Origin of the sequence: Pseudomonas sp. TH39(2020), assembly GCF_016650715.1 — a bacterium.
GTDB classification, from domain to species: Bacteria; Pseudomonadota; Gammaproteobacteria; order Pseudomonadales; family Pseudomonadaceae; genus Aquipseudomonas; species Aquipseudomonas mandelii_C.
Map to the genome: position 1 here is coordinate 2325332 of NZ_JAEKFF010000006.1, position 14070 is coordinate 2339401.

16 protein-coding genes and 1 pseudogene are annotated in these 14070 nt (G+C 60.5%); 7 read left to right on the forward strand and 10 right to left on the reverse strand.

Translation table 11 applies throughout. The features are described from left to right. Positions 1–81: 81 nt before the first annotated feature. On the forward strand, positions 82–405 hold the full coding sequence (gene sutA, locus JFU47_RS18305; protein ID WP_123365068.1) for a transcriptional regulator SutA: 324 nt from the start codon (positions 82–84) through the stop codon (positions 403–405). 198 nt (positions 406–603) lie between these two features. Here the strand turns inward: sutA and JFU47_RS18310 are convergent, their stop codons facing one another. The 6 genes from JFU47_RS18310 to lptM are packed head-to-tail and all read right to left on the reverse strand — an operon-like array spanning position 604 to position 5211. After that, complete coding sequence (locus tag JFU47_RS18310; RefSeq protein ID WP_201184748.1) at positions 604–1308, reverse strand: HAD family hydrolase; 705 nt, start codon at positions 1306–1308, stop codon at positions 604–606. Further along, positions 1305–2204 (reverse strand): tyrosine recombinase XerC, encoded by a 900-nt coding sequence (gene xerC / locus JFU47_RS18315; protein WP_008150257.1) that lies wholly within the window; start codon positions 2202–2204, stop codon positions 1305–1307. The genes JFU47_RS18310 and xerC overlap by 4 nt, the downstream gene beginning before the upstream one ends. Before the next feature lie 2 nt (positions 2205–2206). After that, positions 2207–2932 (reverse strand): DUF484 family protein, encoded by a 726-nt coding sequence (locus JFU47_RS18320; RefSeq protein ID WP_129440062.1) that lies wholly within the window; start codon positions 2930–2932, stop codon positions 2207–2209. A 13-nt stretch (positions 2933–2945) separates the two neighbouring features. Continuing rightward, on the reverse strand, positions 2946–3776 hold the full coding sequence (gene dapF, locus JFU47_RS18325) for a diaminopimelate epimerase (protein WP_123365071.1): 831 nt from the start codon (positions 3774–3776) through the stop codon (positions 2946–2948). Positions 3777–3780: 4 nt separating this feature from the next. Next, a complete protein-coding gene (gene lysA / locus JFU47_RS18330; protein ID WP_046045084.1) occupies positions 3781–5028 on the reverse strand; it encodes a diaminopimelate decarboxylase in 1248 nt (415 codons plus the stop codon). Positions 5029–5037: 9 nt separating this feature from the next. Continuing rightward, positions 5038–5211: an LPS translocon maturation chaperone LptM gene (lptM, locus tag JFU47_RS18335; protein ID WP_008150264.1), complete on the reverse strand. Its 174-nt coding sequence runs from the start codon at positions 5209–5211 to the stop codon at positions 5038–5040. A gap of 329 nt (positions 5212–5540) precedes the next feature. On the opposite strand from lptM, the gene cyaY reads away from it, so the two are divergent. From cyaY to rnk, 3 genes are all read left to right on the forward strand, one after another. Next, complete coding sequence (gene cyaY, locus JFU47_RS18340; protein ID WP_123365072.1) at positions 5541–5873, forward strand: iron donor protein CyaY; 333 nt, start codon at positions 5541–5543, stop codon at positions 5871–5873. Between the two features lie 4 nt (positions 5874–5877). After that, the gene (locus JFU47_RS18345; protein ID WP_201184750.1) at positions 5878–6096 is read left to right on the forward strand and encodes a DUF1289 domain-containing protein; all 219 of its coding nucleotides are present in this window, start codon (positions 5878–5880) and stop codon (positions 6094–6096) included. A 184-nt stretch (positions 6097–6280) separates the two neighbouring features. After that, the gene (gene rnk, locus JFU47_RS18350; RefSeq protein ID WP_123365074.1) at positions 6281–6691 is read left to right on the forward strand and encodes a nucleoside diphosphate kinase regulator; all 411 of its coding nucleotides are present in this window, start codon (positions 6281–6283) and stop codon (positions 6689–6691) included. 7 nt (positions 6692–6698) lie between these two features. On the opposite strand, the gene JFU47_RS18355 is transcribed toward rnk, so the two are convergent. The 3 genes from JFU47_RS18355 to JFU47_RS18365 form a co-directional block, all read right to left on the reverse strand. Beyond that, the gene (locus tag JFU47_RS18355; protein ID WP_201184752.1) at positions 6699–9545 is read right to left on the reverse strand and encodes a class I adenylate cyclase; all 2847 of its coding nucleotides are present in this window, start codon (positions 9543–9545) and stop codon (positions 6699–6701) included. 205 nt (positions 9546–9750) lie between these two features. Then, on the reverse strand, positions 9751–9996 hold the full coding sequence (locus JFU47_RS18360) for a TIGR02647 family protein (RefSeq protein ID WP_008150272.1): 246 nt from the start codon (positions 9994–9996) through the stop codon (positions 9751–9753). Between the two features lie 281 nt (positions 9997–10277). Beyond that, a complete protein-coding gene (locus JFU47_RS18365) occupies positions 10278–10574 on the reverse strand; it encodes a hypothetical protein (RefSeq protein WP_046045090.1) in 297 nt (98 codons plus the stop codon). A 124-nt stretch (positions 10575–10698) separates the two neighbouring features. Between JFU47_RS18365 and JFU47_RS18370 the strand changes: the two genes are divergently transcribed. After that, positions 10699–11358: a glutathione S-transferase family protein gene (locus JFU47_RS18370; RefSeq protein ID WP_140675401.1), complete on the forward strand. Its 660-nt coding sequence runs from the start codon at positions 10699–10701 to the stop codon at positions 11356–11358. Positions 11359–11460: 102 nt separating this feature from the next. Here JFU47_RS18370 and argH read toward each other — a convergent pair whose 3' ends face one another. Next, positions 11461–12855, reverse strand: a complete 1395-nt coding sequence (gene argH, locus JFU47_RS18375; RefSeq protein ID WP_010465079.1) for an argininosuccinate lyase — start codon at positions 12853–12855, stop codon at positions 11461–11463. A 142-nt stretch (positions 12856–12997) separates the two neighbouring features. Between argH and JFU47_RS33655 the strand changes: the two are divergent. Then, a pseudogene (locus JFU47_RS33655) lies at positions 12998–13317 on the forward strand (sensor histidine kinase); the annotation flags it as partial. Continuing rightward, a complete protein-coding gene (locus JFU47_RS18380) occupies positions 13314–14060 on the forward strand; it encodes a LytR/AlgR family response regulator transcription factor (RefSeq protein WP_046045093.1) in 747 nt (248 codons plus the stop codon). The pseudogene JFU47_RS33655 and the gene JFU47_RS18380, both read left to right, overlap by 4 nt. Positions 14061–14070: the final 10 nt, after the last annotated feature.

The following is a 14070-nucleotide window of genomic DNA, read 5'->3' on the forward strand; positions in this document are numbered from 1 at the left end:
TAGAATTTTTCCCGGCGGCCTTCGACAGACGGCGATGCTGGGCTATAACTAATCTGCTTTTCGCAAGTCATGAGGTAGAACATGAGCGACGATGATCTGGAAAACGACGACCTCGAAGTAGGCGACGACGACGAAACCGAAGAAGGTCTGGAAGCGGCGACGGACGACGTCGCTGAAGACGATGGCGGTGAAGCGCCCGTTCCGACCGCCAAAGGCAAAGCCAAGGCAGCGGTATCGATCGATGAGCTGCCGAGCGTCGAAGCAAAAAACAAGGAGCGTGATGCTCTGGCGCGGGCCATGGAAGAGTTCCTGGCCAAAGGCGGCAAGGTGCAGGAAGTGGAGGCCAATGTGGTCGCCGATCCGCCCAAGAAGCCTGATAACAAGTACGGCAGCCGGCCTATCTGAGCCTGCTACTTGCTTGCTGAAAAAGCCCGCCGTCGCTGCGGGCTTTTTCATGGGCGAAGAAAAGGTATGGACTTGGCACTATCCACTGTGGGAACGAGCCTGCTCGCGAAGGGGGCATCACATTCAAAATAGATGTCGGATGACCCACCGCTTTCGCGAGCAGGCTCGCTCCCACAAGGGTTGTATGTGAATTCCGGATCAGTGTTGGGCGTTCCACCGAGCCAACAACGCTGGCAACTCGCTCAAGCTGCGAATCTCGGCATCCGGTGCCTTCTCGGCTTCCCAGGCCTTGCCAGCCGGGTTAAACCAGATCGCCCGCAATCCCGCCTGCTGGGCGCCGGCAATGTCGTCACCTGGATGATCGCCGATATGCACGGCGGTTTCAGCCGTCGCACCACCCCGCTGCAACGCCTCATGAAACAGTCGCGCATCCGGCTTGCCGATGCCGATGTCTTCGGCGCACAAGGCAAACTTGAAGTAATCCGCCAGCCCTAGCCGGCGCACATCGGCATTGCCGTTGGTGACCACGCCGAGGGCGTAGTGATTGGCCAGCGTCTCCAGGGTCGGTTGCACCTCCGGGAAGATTTCCAGCTGATGCCGCGCATGTAGAAACACTTCAAAACTCTTGTCGGCCAGATCCGAAGCTTGATCATGGTCGTAACCGGCCTCTTCCAGTGCGTGGAACAAGACTCGGCGGCGCAAGGCGCTGATGCGATGCTTGAGGCCCGGCTCGCTGCTCAGGATCCGCTCGCGAATCGCCCATAAATGCTCCACCGGCACGGCGCCCAGATTTGGTGCATGTTCGGTCAGCCATTCACGCAATATGGCTTCGGCGCTGACGATCACCGGGGCGGTGTCCCATAGGGTGTCGTCGAGGTCGAAGGTGATCAATTGGATTCTCATGACTCATCGCCTTTGATGCGTTTGGCCCGTGGATGGGCGCTGTCGTAAACCGTCGCCAGGTGCTGGAAGTCCAGGTGGGTGTAGATCTGGGTGGTTTTGATGTCCGAGTGGCCGAGCAATTCCTGAACCGCCCGCAGGTCCTGGGAGGACTCCAGCAAATGGCTGGCAAAGGAGTGCCGCAGCATGTGCGGATGCAGGTTCTGTCCCAGTTCGCGCTCGCCAGCGGCCTTAACCCGCACCTGAATCGCCCGTGGGCCGAGGCGCCGGCCTTGCTGGCTGACAAACACTGCGTCGTCCGCCGGGTTGGTCATGGCCCGTAGCGGCAGCCACAGCTCCAGCGCTTCGCGAGCTTTTTTGCCGACCGGCAGCAGTCGGGTCTTGCTGCCCTTGCCGAGCACTTGAACCATGCCGTCGGCCAGGTCCAGCTGATCCAGATTGAGCCCGGTCAGTTCTGAAAGCCGCAAACCTGAGGAATAGAACAGCTCCAGGATCGCCTGATCCCGACGCGCCAGAAAATCATCCTCTACCGCACCCTCAAGCAGTTGCAGCGCGCGGTCGGTGTCGAGGGTTTTTGGCAGCCGACGTTCGCCCTTCGGCGGTGCCAGGCCGTTGGCCGGGTCGTGGTCGCAGAGGCCTTCGCGGTTCAGATAGTGATAGAGCCCGCGCACCGCCGACAGCAGCCGCGCCAGGCTGCGGGACGATTGACCCTGTGAATGCAGGCGTGCGATCAGGCTGCGCAGGCGCTGGATGTCCAGGGCCGCCCAGCTGCTGATGTTCTGTTTGACGCACCAGCCCAGCACTTTGTCGAGGTCGCGGCGGTAGGCGTACAGCGTGTGAGGCGACACCTGCCGCTCACTGCGCAGGTGTTCGCAGTAAGCGTCCAGTTGCCGTTCCACGATCAGCGTACCGAGCGCAGGGAGGTGTTGACCCGTGGCAGCACGCGGCCCATGACTTCGGCAATGTAGCTGAGGAACAGCGTGCCCACCGAACTCTTGTAGTGCTGCGGGTCGCGGCTGGCGATGGCCAGGACGCCGTGGATGCCTTGGTAGCTGATGGCGACGACGGCGGTGGAGCCGATCTGTTTGCGCTGTTCTTCGCCAAACAGGAAGTCCAGTTCGTGTTCACGCAGGCTGCCGCTGACGCTTTTGTCTTCCGAGAGCAAACCGCCGATGGCCGTTTGCGCGTCGGCATGAGTGACCCAGCGGCCGACCGGCATCGGGTTGTCGCCCAGCAGAATCAGGCTGACGAAGGGCACCTGGAAGTCCTGGCGCAGACTGTCTTCGACGCTGATCACCACGTCTTCCAGGCTGGTGGCGTCCATCAGCGCGAGAATCAGGCGGCGGGTCTTGTCGAAGAGGCGGTCGTTGTCGCGGGCCACGTCCATCAAGTGCGAGAGGCGATGACGCAATTCGATATTGCGGTCGCGCAGGATGGTCATCTGGCGTTCGACCAGCGAAATGGTGTCGCCACGCTGGTGCGGAATGCGCAAGGTGGCGAGCAGTTCTTCATGCTCGACGAAGAAATCCGGATGAGCCTCCAGGTACGCGGCAATCGCCGCCGCCTCAAGGCTTTCGGAAGGGGATTCGTCGGGCTGTAGGGCGGGAACCTGGGGCTTATCTTTCATGGATTCGACTCTCTCAAAGACGCACTTGTCCTTCATAAACGCGCACTGCCGGGCCGGTCATCATGACCGGTTGGCCAGGGCCTGCCCATTCAATGGACAGGCGCCCGCCGGGCAGGTCGATCAAAAGTGGCGAATCCATCCACCCCTGGCTGATCGCGGCCACTGCAGCAGCGCAAGCGCCTGTTCCGCACGCCTGGGTTTCCCCGGCCCCGCGTTCCCAGACGCGCAACTGCGCACGGTTCCGGTCGATGACCTGGAGAAAACCGACATTGACCCGCGCCGGAAAGCGCGGATGGTTTTCGATTTTCGGCCCCAGTTCATGCACCGGTGCGTTGTTGATATCGCTGACCCGCAGCACGGCATGGGGGTTGCCCATGGACACGGCGGCCAGTTCGACCGCGGTGCCGTCGACGTCAACCTGATAACTCAGGGCCTGTTCCGGCGCGTCGAACGGAATGTCGGTCGGCACCAGGCGCGGTGCGCCCATGTTGACACCGATCTGCCCGTCGCTGCGGATATCCAGTTCGATGATGCCGCTTTTGGTCTCGACGCGGATCAGCCGTTTCGCGGTCAGGCGCTTGTCGAGCACGAAGCGCGCGAAACAGCGCGCACCGTTGCCGCACTGTTCCACTTCGGAGCCGTCGGCGTTGAAGATCCGGTAGCGGAAATCCACGTCCGGGTTGCTGGGCGCTTCGACGATCAGCAACTGGTCGAAACCGATACCCGTATGCCGATCGCCCCATTGCTTGGCGTGTTTGGGCAGGATGTGCGCATGCTGGCTGACCAGGTCGAGGACCATGAAGTCATTGCCCAGGCCGTGCATCTTGGTAAAACGCAGCAGCATGGTTTTACTCCGGCAGCAGGCTTTCGCCAGCAAACAACTCGGCTACCGTCTCACGGCGACGCACTTCAAATGCCTGATCACCGTCCACCAACACTTCAGCGGCACGGCCGCGGGTGTTGTAGTTGGAACTCATGACAAACCCGTAGGCACCAGCCGAATGCACGGCCAGCAGGTCGCCTTCTTCCAGGGCCAGCTCACGATCCTTGGCCAGGAAGTCGCCGGTCTCGCAGATCGGGCCGACGATGTCGTAGGCGCGAGCCGCGGTAGTGCGCGGGCGCACGGCGGTGACGTCCATCCAGGCTTGGTACAGCGCCGGGCGGATCAGGTCGTTCATGGCCGCGTCGACGATGGCGAAGTCTTTGTGTTCGGTGTGCTTGAGGTACTCGACCTGGGTCAGCAGCACGCCGGCGTTGGCGACGATAAAGCGGCCTGGCTCGAACACCAGCGCCAGGTCACGACCGTCGAGACGCTCGCGCACGGCTTTGATGTAGTCGGCAGCCAATGGCGGCTCTTCATCGCGATAACGCACGCCCAAACCACCACCGAGATCGATGTGGCGCAGGTAAATGCCACAGTCGCCGAGGCGGTCGACCAGGCCCAGCAGGCGGTCGAGGGCATCGATGAAGGGCGGAAGGGTGGTCAGTTGCGAACCGATGTGGCAATCGACACCGACCACTTCCAGGTTTGGCAGTTGGGCGGCGCGGATGTACACGTCTTCGGCGTCGGCGATGGCGATGCCGAACTTGTTCTCTTTAAGACCGGTAGAAATGTACGGATGGGTGCCGGCATCGACGTCCGGGTTCACGCGCAGCGAGATCGGCGCGCGAACGCCCAGCTCGGCGGCGACGACTTGCAGACGCTCCAGCTCATCGGTGGATTCGACGTTGAAGCAGTGCACGCCGACTTCCAGGGCACGACGCATGTCGTCACGGGTCTTGCCGACACCGGAGAAGACGATCTTGTCGGCGCTGCCGCCAGCGGCCAGTACACGTTCCAGCTCACCACGGGAGACGATGTCAAAACCGGCGCCCAGACGCGCCAGGACATTCAGTACACCCAGGTTGGAGTTGGCCTTGACCGCAAAGCAGACCAGGTGTGGCATGCCGGCCAGCGCATCGGCGTAAGCCAGGTACTGGGCTTCGATGTGCGCACGGGAGTAGACGTAGGTCGGTGTGCCAAAGCGTTCGGCGATGGCGGACAGGGCAACACCTTCCGCGAACAGCTCGCCGTCACGGTAGTTAAAAGCGTCCATGGCGTTCCCTTATTGGTAGACGTCGTGCTTGTGTGCTTTCGACGGAGACTTCTGCGACGACTTGGCTTGCTCGGCAGGGTCCTGGCTATCGTCAGGCAGGTACAGCGGGCCTTTTTGACCGCAGGCCGACACAAGGCAGGCAACCGCGAGGAGCGCAGCAAGGGAAGAGATCAGGCGCTTCATGGCGAAATCCTTGAAAATGCGTTAATTGCGCCGGAGTATACCGGCCACCCGGCAGCTTGCCTATGCGACGGGGCTCCCGTCCGGCGGGGCTTGGGCCGATGCCGACTGGCCAAGTGCAAACCCTGTGGGAGCGAGCCTGCTCGCGAAGGCGGTGTGTCAGCCCACAACGATGTTGAATGTGCCGGCCTCTTCGCGAGCAGGCTCGCTCCCACAGGGCCTGCGTTTGATGTACCTATATCGGCGCTTGGTCGTTATCCTTTGCAATCACCGGGGCTCGCCCGTATCTTGCGGCGCTTGAGCGTGAGTAGACACTTTTTGAGGTTCCCGCAATGAGTTTGACTGAAGCCCGCTTCCACGATCTGGTCGATGCCACCCAGCAGACGCTGGAGGATATTTTTGACGAGTGTGACCTGGATATCGATCTGGAGAGCTCGGCCGGTGTGCTCACCGTCAAGTTCGAAAACGGCAGCCAGTTGATTTTCAGCCGTCAGGAACCGCTGCGGCAGCTGTGGTTGGCGGCCGTGTCCGGTGGTTTCCACTTCGATTACGACGAAGAGAGCGAGCGCTGGATGTGCGACAAGAGCGAAGAGCAGCTGGGCGAAATGCTCGAGCGCATCGTCAAGCTGCAAGCTGACGCCGAGCTCGATTTCGAAGGTCTGTGAGATCGTGACCCAGCTTGCCCCCGTTCGCCCGCCCAAACCGCTCTACAGCAATGTCAGCCCGGCGGTGGCTTCGCCGTGCAGCGGCGTGTGTCGGCTGGATGAGCAGAAGGTCTGCCTTGGGTGTTTTCGCCATGTCGAAGACATCCGCGAATGGCGCTCGGCCGATGACGATCGGCGTCGGGTTATCTGCGCCCAGGCGGCACAGCGCAAAGCCTTGGCATAAGGGCTTTTGTGGCAACCCCCTCTCCAAAAGGTCTGCGCCGGGCCGTGGTCACCCCTCACTTGTATATTTATTGAGCTGTGATAGTGTCGAGAAACGCCTCAACCCATCGAGGCTCGTGAAAACCCCGCCTTTTTCTGGCGGGGTTTTGCTTTTTCTGTGCAGAAGAAAGGAGTCTGCCCAAATCATGACCGCACCTTCAATTACCCTTACCCGTCTGGACGTGCAACGTCTGGAGCGCCTGATCGACAGCCTGGATGACACGCTGCCGGGCGTTATCGCGCTGCAAACCGAACTGGACCGCGCCGATACCCTGGTCGGTCACGACGAGGTGCCAGCCGATGTCGTGACCATGAACTCGCGTGTGCATTGCCGTGAAGAAATCAGCGGCAAGGACTATCACCTGACACTGGTTTACCCGAAGGAAGCCAATGCCGACGAAGGCAAAATTTCCATTCTTGCGCCAGTGGGCAGTGCTTTGCTCGGTATGAAGGTGGGTCAGCACATCGACTGGCCGGCTCCGGGTGGCAAGACCCTGAAACTGACTCTGCTGGAAGTCGAATCGCAGCCTGCCAATGGCGGCGCCTTCCCGGAATGACGTCCCCTCAGACCTGCTCGAGCGCCTCGTTCAATGCGCGCTCAAGGTCAGCCTTGTAGCGCAAATACAAAATGCTTGAACTCTGACCATCACCGAGCAGGCCCGACAGGTCCAGGTCGGTGATGTAGCAGCGATAGCGTTCGGTTTCACGGCGCTGCTCGACGATTTCCCGGGCGACCACGCTGAACAATCGGTCGCCATGTTCCAACTCTGAAAATTCCCGCTGATTGCAATACAACGTGACCTGCACCTGTCCCGGTGCGGCTTTGCCGACAATCGCCTGCACGTCGTAGAACGGTTTGTTGACCGGGGTTTGCGGCGCTGGCCGAGCTTCGACCCGACGCGCCCGTACGGGGCCGGAGGGCAGCAGTTGGTAATACAAGGTGTCCAGGCTCAGCGGCTGGGCGACGTCCATCGGCAGCAAGGCGTCGCGCCGGTACTGGATCGATTGCAGGAAACGTTGCAGCGGCACCAGCAGGCTTTGCTCGTCGTGGTAGGGCAAGCGCTGCTGCCAAAGGGCATTGAATTCATCCAGCACGTACAGGTCGGCGCGGTATTCGTTGATCCGGTAGAACACCTGAATGCAATCGGGCTGGCCCATCGGCAGGACCAGCGCCAGGTCGTGGTCTTCCAGTGCCATCGTGTCCAGGTGCAGCGGGCTGTAGCTTGCCAGCTCTTCGCCCAGGTAATCGACCAGTGCCGGCAGCGTGGCGAGGGCGACATGATTGACCTGACCGGGCACCAGTTCCAACACGTGGTAGTGCTGCTGGACCTGAATCAGGTAGCGATGATTGAGTTTGCTCAACAGCAGGTTCTGCGCGGTATCGAGGATTTCTTCGACTCGCCGGGCGATGAACTGTGCGCGGTTGTGGCAGAAGCAACGAACCCGCAACGTGGGTTGTTGTAGCCCGTCGGGCAGGTTGTTGAGGTAATCGCGCACGCAGTCGAGCAGTGCGTGGGGGCCGTCGAAGCGGCTGACCAGCACTTCGTTCCAACTATTGAGCGTGACCTGATCCAGGGTCAGCACCAGGTTTTCCCGGACACCGGCGTAACTGAGGGAATCGGTGCGCTCGGTGGTCATCAGGATGTTCAGGTCGCGGTGGTGCTTGAGTGGATCGACGCCGACGTTCACCAGAATCAGCACTTCGCTCGGCACACTGGCGCGCAGTAACGGTTCTTCGGCGACGGTCGTCAGTGGCAGGACGATGCTCTGTTGCAGGCTGCCGAGCAGGTTGAACAGTTCGAACTCGCTCAGGTCGCTGGTGCCGGGATGCAAGGCCAGGCGAGTGCTGCTGTCGATCACGCCGTTGCGGTGACACCAGGTCAGCAGTTCCAGCAATTGGCGGCTGCGCTTGATCGGTGCGAAATGCTCCCATTCGAGGGCTGTCAGGCTGCCGTTGTACAAACCCCACTGAGTTTGACCCGATTCTTTTTTGTTCGGCGCGTGTACCAGCGTGAGGGTATCTTCGGCCAGATCCGGGGCGATGCCAGGGTTGATGAACTCGACCTTGTCGGCCTTGCGCTCGAAAGCTGCGTACAGCCGTCGACCCAGCACGTTGAGGTCGCGCTTGTTGATCAGGCTGACGGTCTGTTCGTTGCGGGCGAACTGGGTCAGGAAGCGATAGCTGTAATTGAGCTCATTGACCAAGGCCCTGCGTTCAGAGCCGACCTGGCGGACTTTCCATTGGCTGCGGCTATCGAGCAGGGCCAGTTGACGATGATCCCACTGCCATTCGTGGGCCAGGCGTTTGAGCAACGAGCGCTGCCAGCTCTGAGTGCGACTGCTGCTGCCGGTGAGTTTGCGATTGACCTTCAGGTACAACGCCCGCCGTACCAGCTCCAGCCGTTCCGGCTCGCCACGGGCGGTGAGGTATTCCTCGATGCGTCGGTAGACCACGACGTACGGGTCCAGCTCGTCAAGGTCGAGCCGATTGGCAAACACCGCTTGCTTGAAGCGCAGGCTCAGGCAATGAACCTTGGGGTGTTCGCTGGCATAGACCTCGATCAGCAGCAGTTTGAGGACCGATTTGTACGGCGACTCGATGCCCTTGAATAACTGCCAGAGTCCGGCGCCGATGAACTCCCCCGGCGGGATATAGGCCAGATGCCCCAGGTCCAGGGTTTCGTCGGCACGGATGAAGCGCTTGGACATCAGGGTGTGGGTGTAACGGTCGTAGCTCGCTTCTTCGTAGACCGGCACCAGCCACCAGACGGGCGTGCGTCCGGCCAGCCAGATCGCGGTGCGATAAAACTCGTCCAGCAGCAGATAGTGCTGGGTGGTGCCGCAGTCTTCCGAGCTCAGTTGCGTATCACGGTCGCCGCGTACGAAACGGGTCGGGTCGATCAGGAAGAAATGCGCCTCGGCGCCCTGACTGGCAGCCCAGATTTCGAGGAGCTGGCATTTTTTGCGCAGTTCAGTGAGCTCGCTTTCGCTCAAGTCCGGCCCATGACAGACCCACACGTCCATGTCGCTCTGGTCGGCCTGGGCGAGGGTGCCGAGGCTGCCCATCAGGAACAGGCCGTGAATCGGCCGCGGCGGATTGCTGCCGTGGCGGGGCTTATAGGAAAACGAGCGGGTCAGGCGTTGGGCTTCGGCGAGGGCGTTGGCATCGGGTTCGTAATTCGACAGCCCGGCCGGCGTGCTGCCCGAAACGTACCCTGGCAACAGCGGATGATTGACGTGGAAAAACAGCGGCAACAAGGTCAGCACCGCTTGCTGGCGGGTCGACAACCCTTCCATGGCGCGGGCCATACGGCCTTCGTTGAGCTTCAGAAAACGTGCGCGCAGCTGGCTGAGAACCTTGCGGTCGATTCCCTCGTCCAGATCGGGGCGGATTTCATGGGTGCGGGTCATGTCAGCTCAAACCGGCTCGCGGGGCACAGACGTGGGTGTCTGCGAATGAGGGGCAGTTTAGCGCCTCGGCTCCAGGACTTTTAAGCTGATTTTGTTTTTCTGGCGTCAGATTTTTATCGCGGGGCGACGGCAGGTAACAGGCAGGTAACGAAATGTGCCCGCGGAAATCCCGTAGCAGGGGTTTCCGTGGGCGCTACGGTAATGCTCAGGCAGTTTCCCGGACGTTGAGAATGGTCAGAACGGTTTGCACATTTTGCGCGGCGTCACGACCCAGGCTGGTCAGATAACCACCATCTGGCTGGGTGATCAGTTCTTTGTCGAACAGTCTTTGGGCGGCGGCAATGGCTTTCGGGGCAGCGGTCTGATGAATTTTCAAACCTTCCTGGGAACTGTCCAGGTTGAAGAGTGCGAGGATTTCCAGTTCGGCAACCAACTCAGGGGTAAGCGACATAAGGACTCCAGACTTTCTAGGAATTGGACGACAGCGTCCCTAAGGTGATCCCACTCGGGCGGCATGTCCAGTGCTCGCGACAGGGTTTTTTCGCCTTGGGAAGCATTCCCCGGTGGGTGGTGCGGCAGCGGGGTGGTTACCAGTGTAGACAGGGTCTGGGGAAGGGCAGGAGAGATTGGTCACAAACTGTGTGGGAGCGGGTTTTTGTGGTTGTGGAGATTGCCTGTGGTGAGGGGATTTATCCCCTCACCACAGAAGCCCGCGCCCGAAACGGGGTTGGCTTATTTCTTTTCGGGCGGCAACTCTGGCAATGCACGCAGCGCGGCTTCATACCATTCAGTGTTGAACGCGCGGTCTTCTTCGAGGATCGCGTCGATTTCCACTGCCAGAACGTGGGCCATCAGGTTGAGGATTTCTTCACGCTCGTAACCCACCAGGGTCAGCTTGTTGAAGGTTGCCTTGGCGGCCGGTGGATTGTCGCTTTCGATCTGGTTTTCGATGGCTTCGACCAGGGTGTTTTCGGCGAACTCTTCTTCGTCGATGTCGTCGTTGTTGATGCCGGGGGTTGGCTCGCTCATGGCAGGCTCCTCAAGTTAAGGCGGCCAGTTTACCTGCATTCAGCGCTGTGATGCTGCTGGCAAGAAACACCGCGGCGTTCTATAAAAGGCACCTGCCAACCCCGCACGGCCTGGAGGCTATGTGATGCTCAAGCTTTATGGATTTTCCGTCAGCAACTACTACAACATGGTCAAGCTGGCGCTGCTCGAGAAGGGACTGCCGTTTGAAGAGGTACTGTTTTACCCGGGGCCGAGCCCCGAGGCATTAGCCATCAGCCCGCGCGGGAAGGTGCCGGTGCTGGGCGTCGAACAGGGTTTCGTCAACGAAACCAGCGTGATTCTCGAATACCTCGAACACAGCCAGAAAGGCACGCCGCTGTTGCCAAGCGATCCCTTTGAGCGGTCGCAGGTCCTGGCGCTGGCCAAGGAAATCGAGCTGTACATCGAATTACCGGGGCGTGCCTGCTACGCCGAAGCATTTTTCGGCATGACTGTGCCGGATGCGATCAAGGACAAGACCAAAGCCGAGTTGCTGCTGGGGTTTGCCTCACTGGGCAGGCACGGCAAGTTCGCCCCTTACGTGGCAGGTGACAGCCTGAGCATTGCGGATTTGTATTTCCTCTACAGCGTGCCGCTGGCCTGTGCGGTGGCGCAGAAGCTGTTTGACCTGGATTTGCTGGCTGAGATGCCGGCGGCCAAGGCGTTGCTGGAGCGTCTGGGGCAAAATCCGAATGTGCAGCGGATCGCAAAGGACAAGGACGCGGCAATGCCAGCGTTTTTGGCGATGGTCGCCGGCAAGAAGTAGGATTTACAGCGTCTTCAAGACCGCTTTCGCGAGCAGGCACGCTCCCACAGGGGAACGCATTCCAAATGTGGGAGCGAGCCTGCTCGCGAAGCTTTTAGCGGTTTAGCGGCTGGCGAGTAATGCCTGGCCGCGAGCCACAGCCTTCTTGACCTGTGCCGGCGCAGTCCCGCCGATGTGGTCACGGGCATTCACCGAGCCTTCCAGGGTCAGCACGGCGAACACGTCCTGATCGATCTGGTCGCTGAACTTGCGCAACTCTTCCAGGCTCATTTCCGCCAGGTCTTTACCGCTTTCCACGCCGTACTTCACGGCATGGCCAACGATTTCGTGGCAGTCGCGGAACGGCAGGCCGCGGCGAACCAGGTAGTCGGCCAGGTCGGTGGCGGTGGAGAAACCGCGCAGGGCTGCTTCACGCATCATCGCGTGCTTGGGTTTGATTGCCGGGATCATATCGGCAAAGGCCCGCAGCGAGTCGCGCAACGTGTCGGCGGCGTCGAACAGTGGCTCTTTATCTTCCTGGTTGTCCTTGTTGTAGGCCAGTGGCTGGCCTTTCATCAGGGTCAGCAGGCCCATCAGCGCGCCGAATACGCGGCCGGTCTTGCCACGCACCAGCTCCGGAACGTCCGGGTTTTTCTTTTGCGGCATGATCGAGCTACCGGTGCAGAAACGGTCCGGCAGATCGATGAACTGGAACTGCGCGCTGGTCCATAGCACCAGCTCTTCGGAGAAGCGCGACAGGTGCATCATCGCGATGCTCGCGGCCGAGCAAAACTCGATGGCGAAGTCACGATCGGACACGTTGTCCAGCGAGTTGCCACCCACGGCGTCGAAGCCCAGCAGTTGAGCGGTAAATTCGCGGTCGATCGGGTAGGTGGTACCGGCCAGTGCGGCGCTGCCCAGCGGCATGCGATTGGTACGTTTGCGGCAGTCGACCAGACGCTCGTAGTCTCGGCTAAGCATCTCGAACCAGGCCAGCATGTGGTGCCCGAAGGTCACCGGCTGCGCGGTTTGCAGGTGAGTGAAGCCCGGCATGATGCTGCCGGCTTCGCGCTCGGCCTGCTCCAGCAAGCCTTTTTGCAGGCGGGTGATTTCGCTCAGGATCAGGTCGATCTCGTCACGCAGCCACAGGCGGATGTCGGTGGCGACCTGGTCGTTACGGCTGCGGCCGGTGTGCAGCTTTTTACCGGTGACGCCGATGCGGTCGGTCAGACGCGCCTCGATGTTCATGTGTACGTCTTCGAGGTCGATGCGCCAGTCGAACTGGCCGGCCTCGATTTCACCCTGGATGGTCTTCAGGCCATCAGTGATGCTGTCGCGCTCGGCATCGGTCAGCACGCCGACCTTGGCCAGCATCGTGGCGTGAGCGATCGAGCCCATGATGTCGTGGCGATACAGGCGCTGGTCGAAAGTGACGGAGGCGGTGAAGCGGGCGACGAAGGCGTCGACGGGTTCACTGAAGCGGCCGCCCCAGGACTGATTGGTCTTGTCAGTGCTCATGAATTCGCTCGTGTCGGCTGAAGAAAGATGGCGTAGAAAGCTGTCGCGGATAATAACAGGGTTGCCAATGCTGTCGCTGACACTGGTCGAGACGTTTTTTTCTCATGCGCAAGTCCATACTCACGTCAACGCGAGGGGATTTGCGCAACGATATTTTTCAATTGAGCAATATCGTGCCGGCAACCGTCTACAGTTGGACAGTAGGATCAGCGCACTTCCAGACGCTGCAGCTGACTATAAGAAGAGGGGGTGTTCATATTGTGTATCAACAAACCCTACGGCGATGCCTCGCCAACGCGGGCCTGGGCCGCCAAACGCACGACAGATGAAAATTTAACCGTCGGTCGGGCGGCACTTTTTGGCCCTCGCGCTAGTCTTAGCGTGGATCGCGGTGACGGACGTCACTTCACCTGTCTACGCTATCCTTGTGCGAGACTCACGCAGGAATCCAGCGCAATATGAATGTCCTGATCGTTGATGACGAACCCCTTGCCCGCGAGCGCCTGAGCCGAATGGTTGGCGAACTTGAGGGATACAGTGTCCTGGAGCCTAGCGCCACGAACGGCGATGAGGCGTTGGCTCTGATCGACAGCCACAAACCCGATATCGTGCTGCTCGATATCGGCATGCCGGGCCTCGATGGCCTGCAAGTGGCTGCGCGATTGTGCGAACGCGAAACCCCGCCCGCCGTGGTGTTTTGCACAGGGCCCGATGAATTTGCCGTGGAAGCCTTACAGGCCAGCGCCGTAGGCTATCTGGTGAAACCTGTGCGTACAGAACAATTACATGAAGCGTTGAAAAAAGCCGAGCGGCCCAATCGCGTCCAGCTCGCGGCCCTGACCCGTCCCGCCGCCGAAAGTGGCAGCGGACCGCGCAGCCACATCAGCGCCCGTACCCGTAAAGGTATCGAACTGATCCCGCTGGGTCAGGTGGTCTACTTCATTGCGGATCACAAATACGTGACCTTGCGCCACGAAGGCGGCGAAGTGCTGCTGGATGAGCCGCTCAAGGCCCTTGAAGATGAATTTGGCGACCGCTTCGTGCGAATCCACCGCAATGCGCTGGTCGCCCGCGAACGCATCGAACGCCTGCAACGCACGCCTCTGGGGCATTTTCAGCTGTTCCTCAAAGGCTTGAACGGCGACGCCCTGATCGTCAGCCGACGGCATGTGGCCGGCGTGCGCAAGATGATGCAACAGCTTTAATCCGCCAATT

Bases quoted from the DNA above. Each gene is read 5' to 3' on its own strand.
- dapF (WP_123365071.1), bottom strand. From the start codon at position 3,776: ATGCTGCTGCGTTTTACCAAGATGCACGGCCTGGGCAATGACTTCATG.
- JFU47_RS18370 (WP_140675401.1), top strand. From the start codon at position 10,699: ATGCTCAAGCTTTATGGATTTTCCGTCAGCAACTACTACAACATGGTC.
- sutA (WP_123365068.1), top strand. From the start codon at position 82: ATGAGCGACGATGATCTGGAAAACGACGACCTCGAAGTAGGCGACGAC.
- cyaY (WP_123365072.1), top strand. From the start codon at position 5,541: ATGAGTTTGACTGAAGCCCGCTTCCACGATCTGGTCGATGCCACCCAG.
- JFU47_RS18310 (WP_201184748.1), bottom strand. From the start codon at position 1,308: ATGAGAATCCAATTGATCACCTTCGACCTCGACGACACCCTATGGGAC.
- argH (WP_010465079.1), bottom strand. From the start codon at position 12,855: ATGAGCACTGACAAGACCAATCAGTCCTGGGGCGGCCGCTTCAGTGAA.
- JFU47_RS18380 (WP_046045093.1), top strand. From the start codon at position 13,314: ATGAATGTCCTGATCGTTGATGACGAACCCCTTGCCCGCGAGCGCCTG.
- JFU47_RS18320 (WP_129440062.1), bottom strand. From the start codon at position 2,932: ATGAAAGATAAGCCCCAGGTTCCCGCCCTACAGCCCGACGAATCCCCT.
- lysA (WP_046045084.1), bottom strand. From the start codon at position 5,028: ATGGACGCTTTTAACTACCGTGACGGCGAGCTGTTCGCGGAAGGTGTT.
- JFU47_RS18365 (WP_046045090.1), bottom strand. From the start codon at position 10,574: ATGAGCGAGCCAACCCCCGGCATCAACAACGACGACATCGACGAAGAA.
- JFU47_RS18355 (WP_201184752.1), bottom strand. From the start codon at position 9,545: ATGACCCGCACCCATGAAATCCGCCCCGATCTGGACGAGGGAATCGAC.
- lptM (WP_008150264.1), bottom strand. From the start codon at position 5,211: ATGAAGCGCCTGATCTCTTCCCTTGCTGCGCTCCTCGCGGTTGCCTGC.
- rnk (WP_123365074.1), top strand. From the start codon at position 6,281: ATGACCGCACCTTCAATTACCCTTACCCGTCTGGACGTGCAACGTCTG.
- JFU47_RS18360 (WP_008150272.1), bottom strand. From the start codon at position 9,996: ATGTCGCTTACCCCTGAGTTGGTTGCCGAACTGGAAATCCTCGCACTC.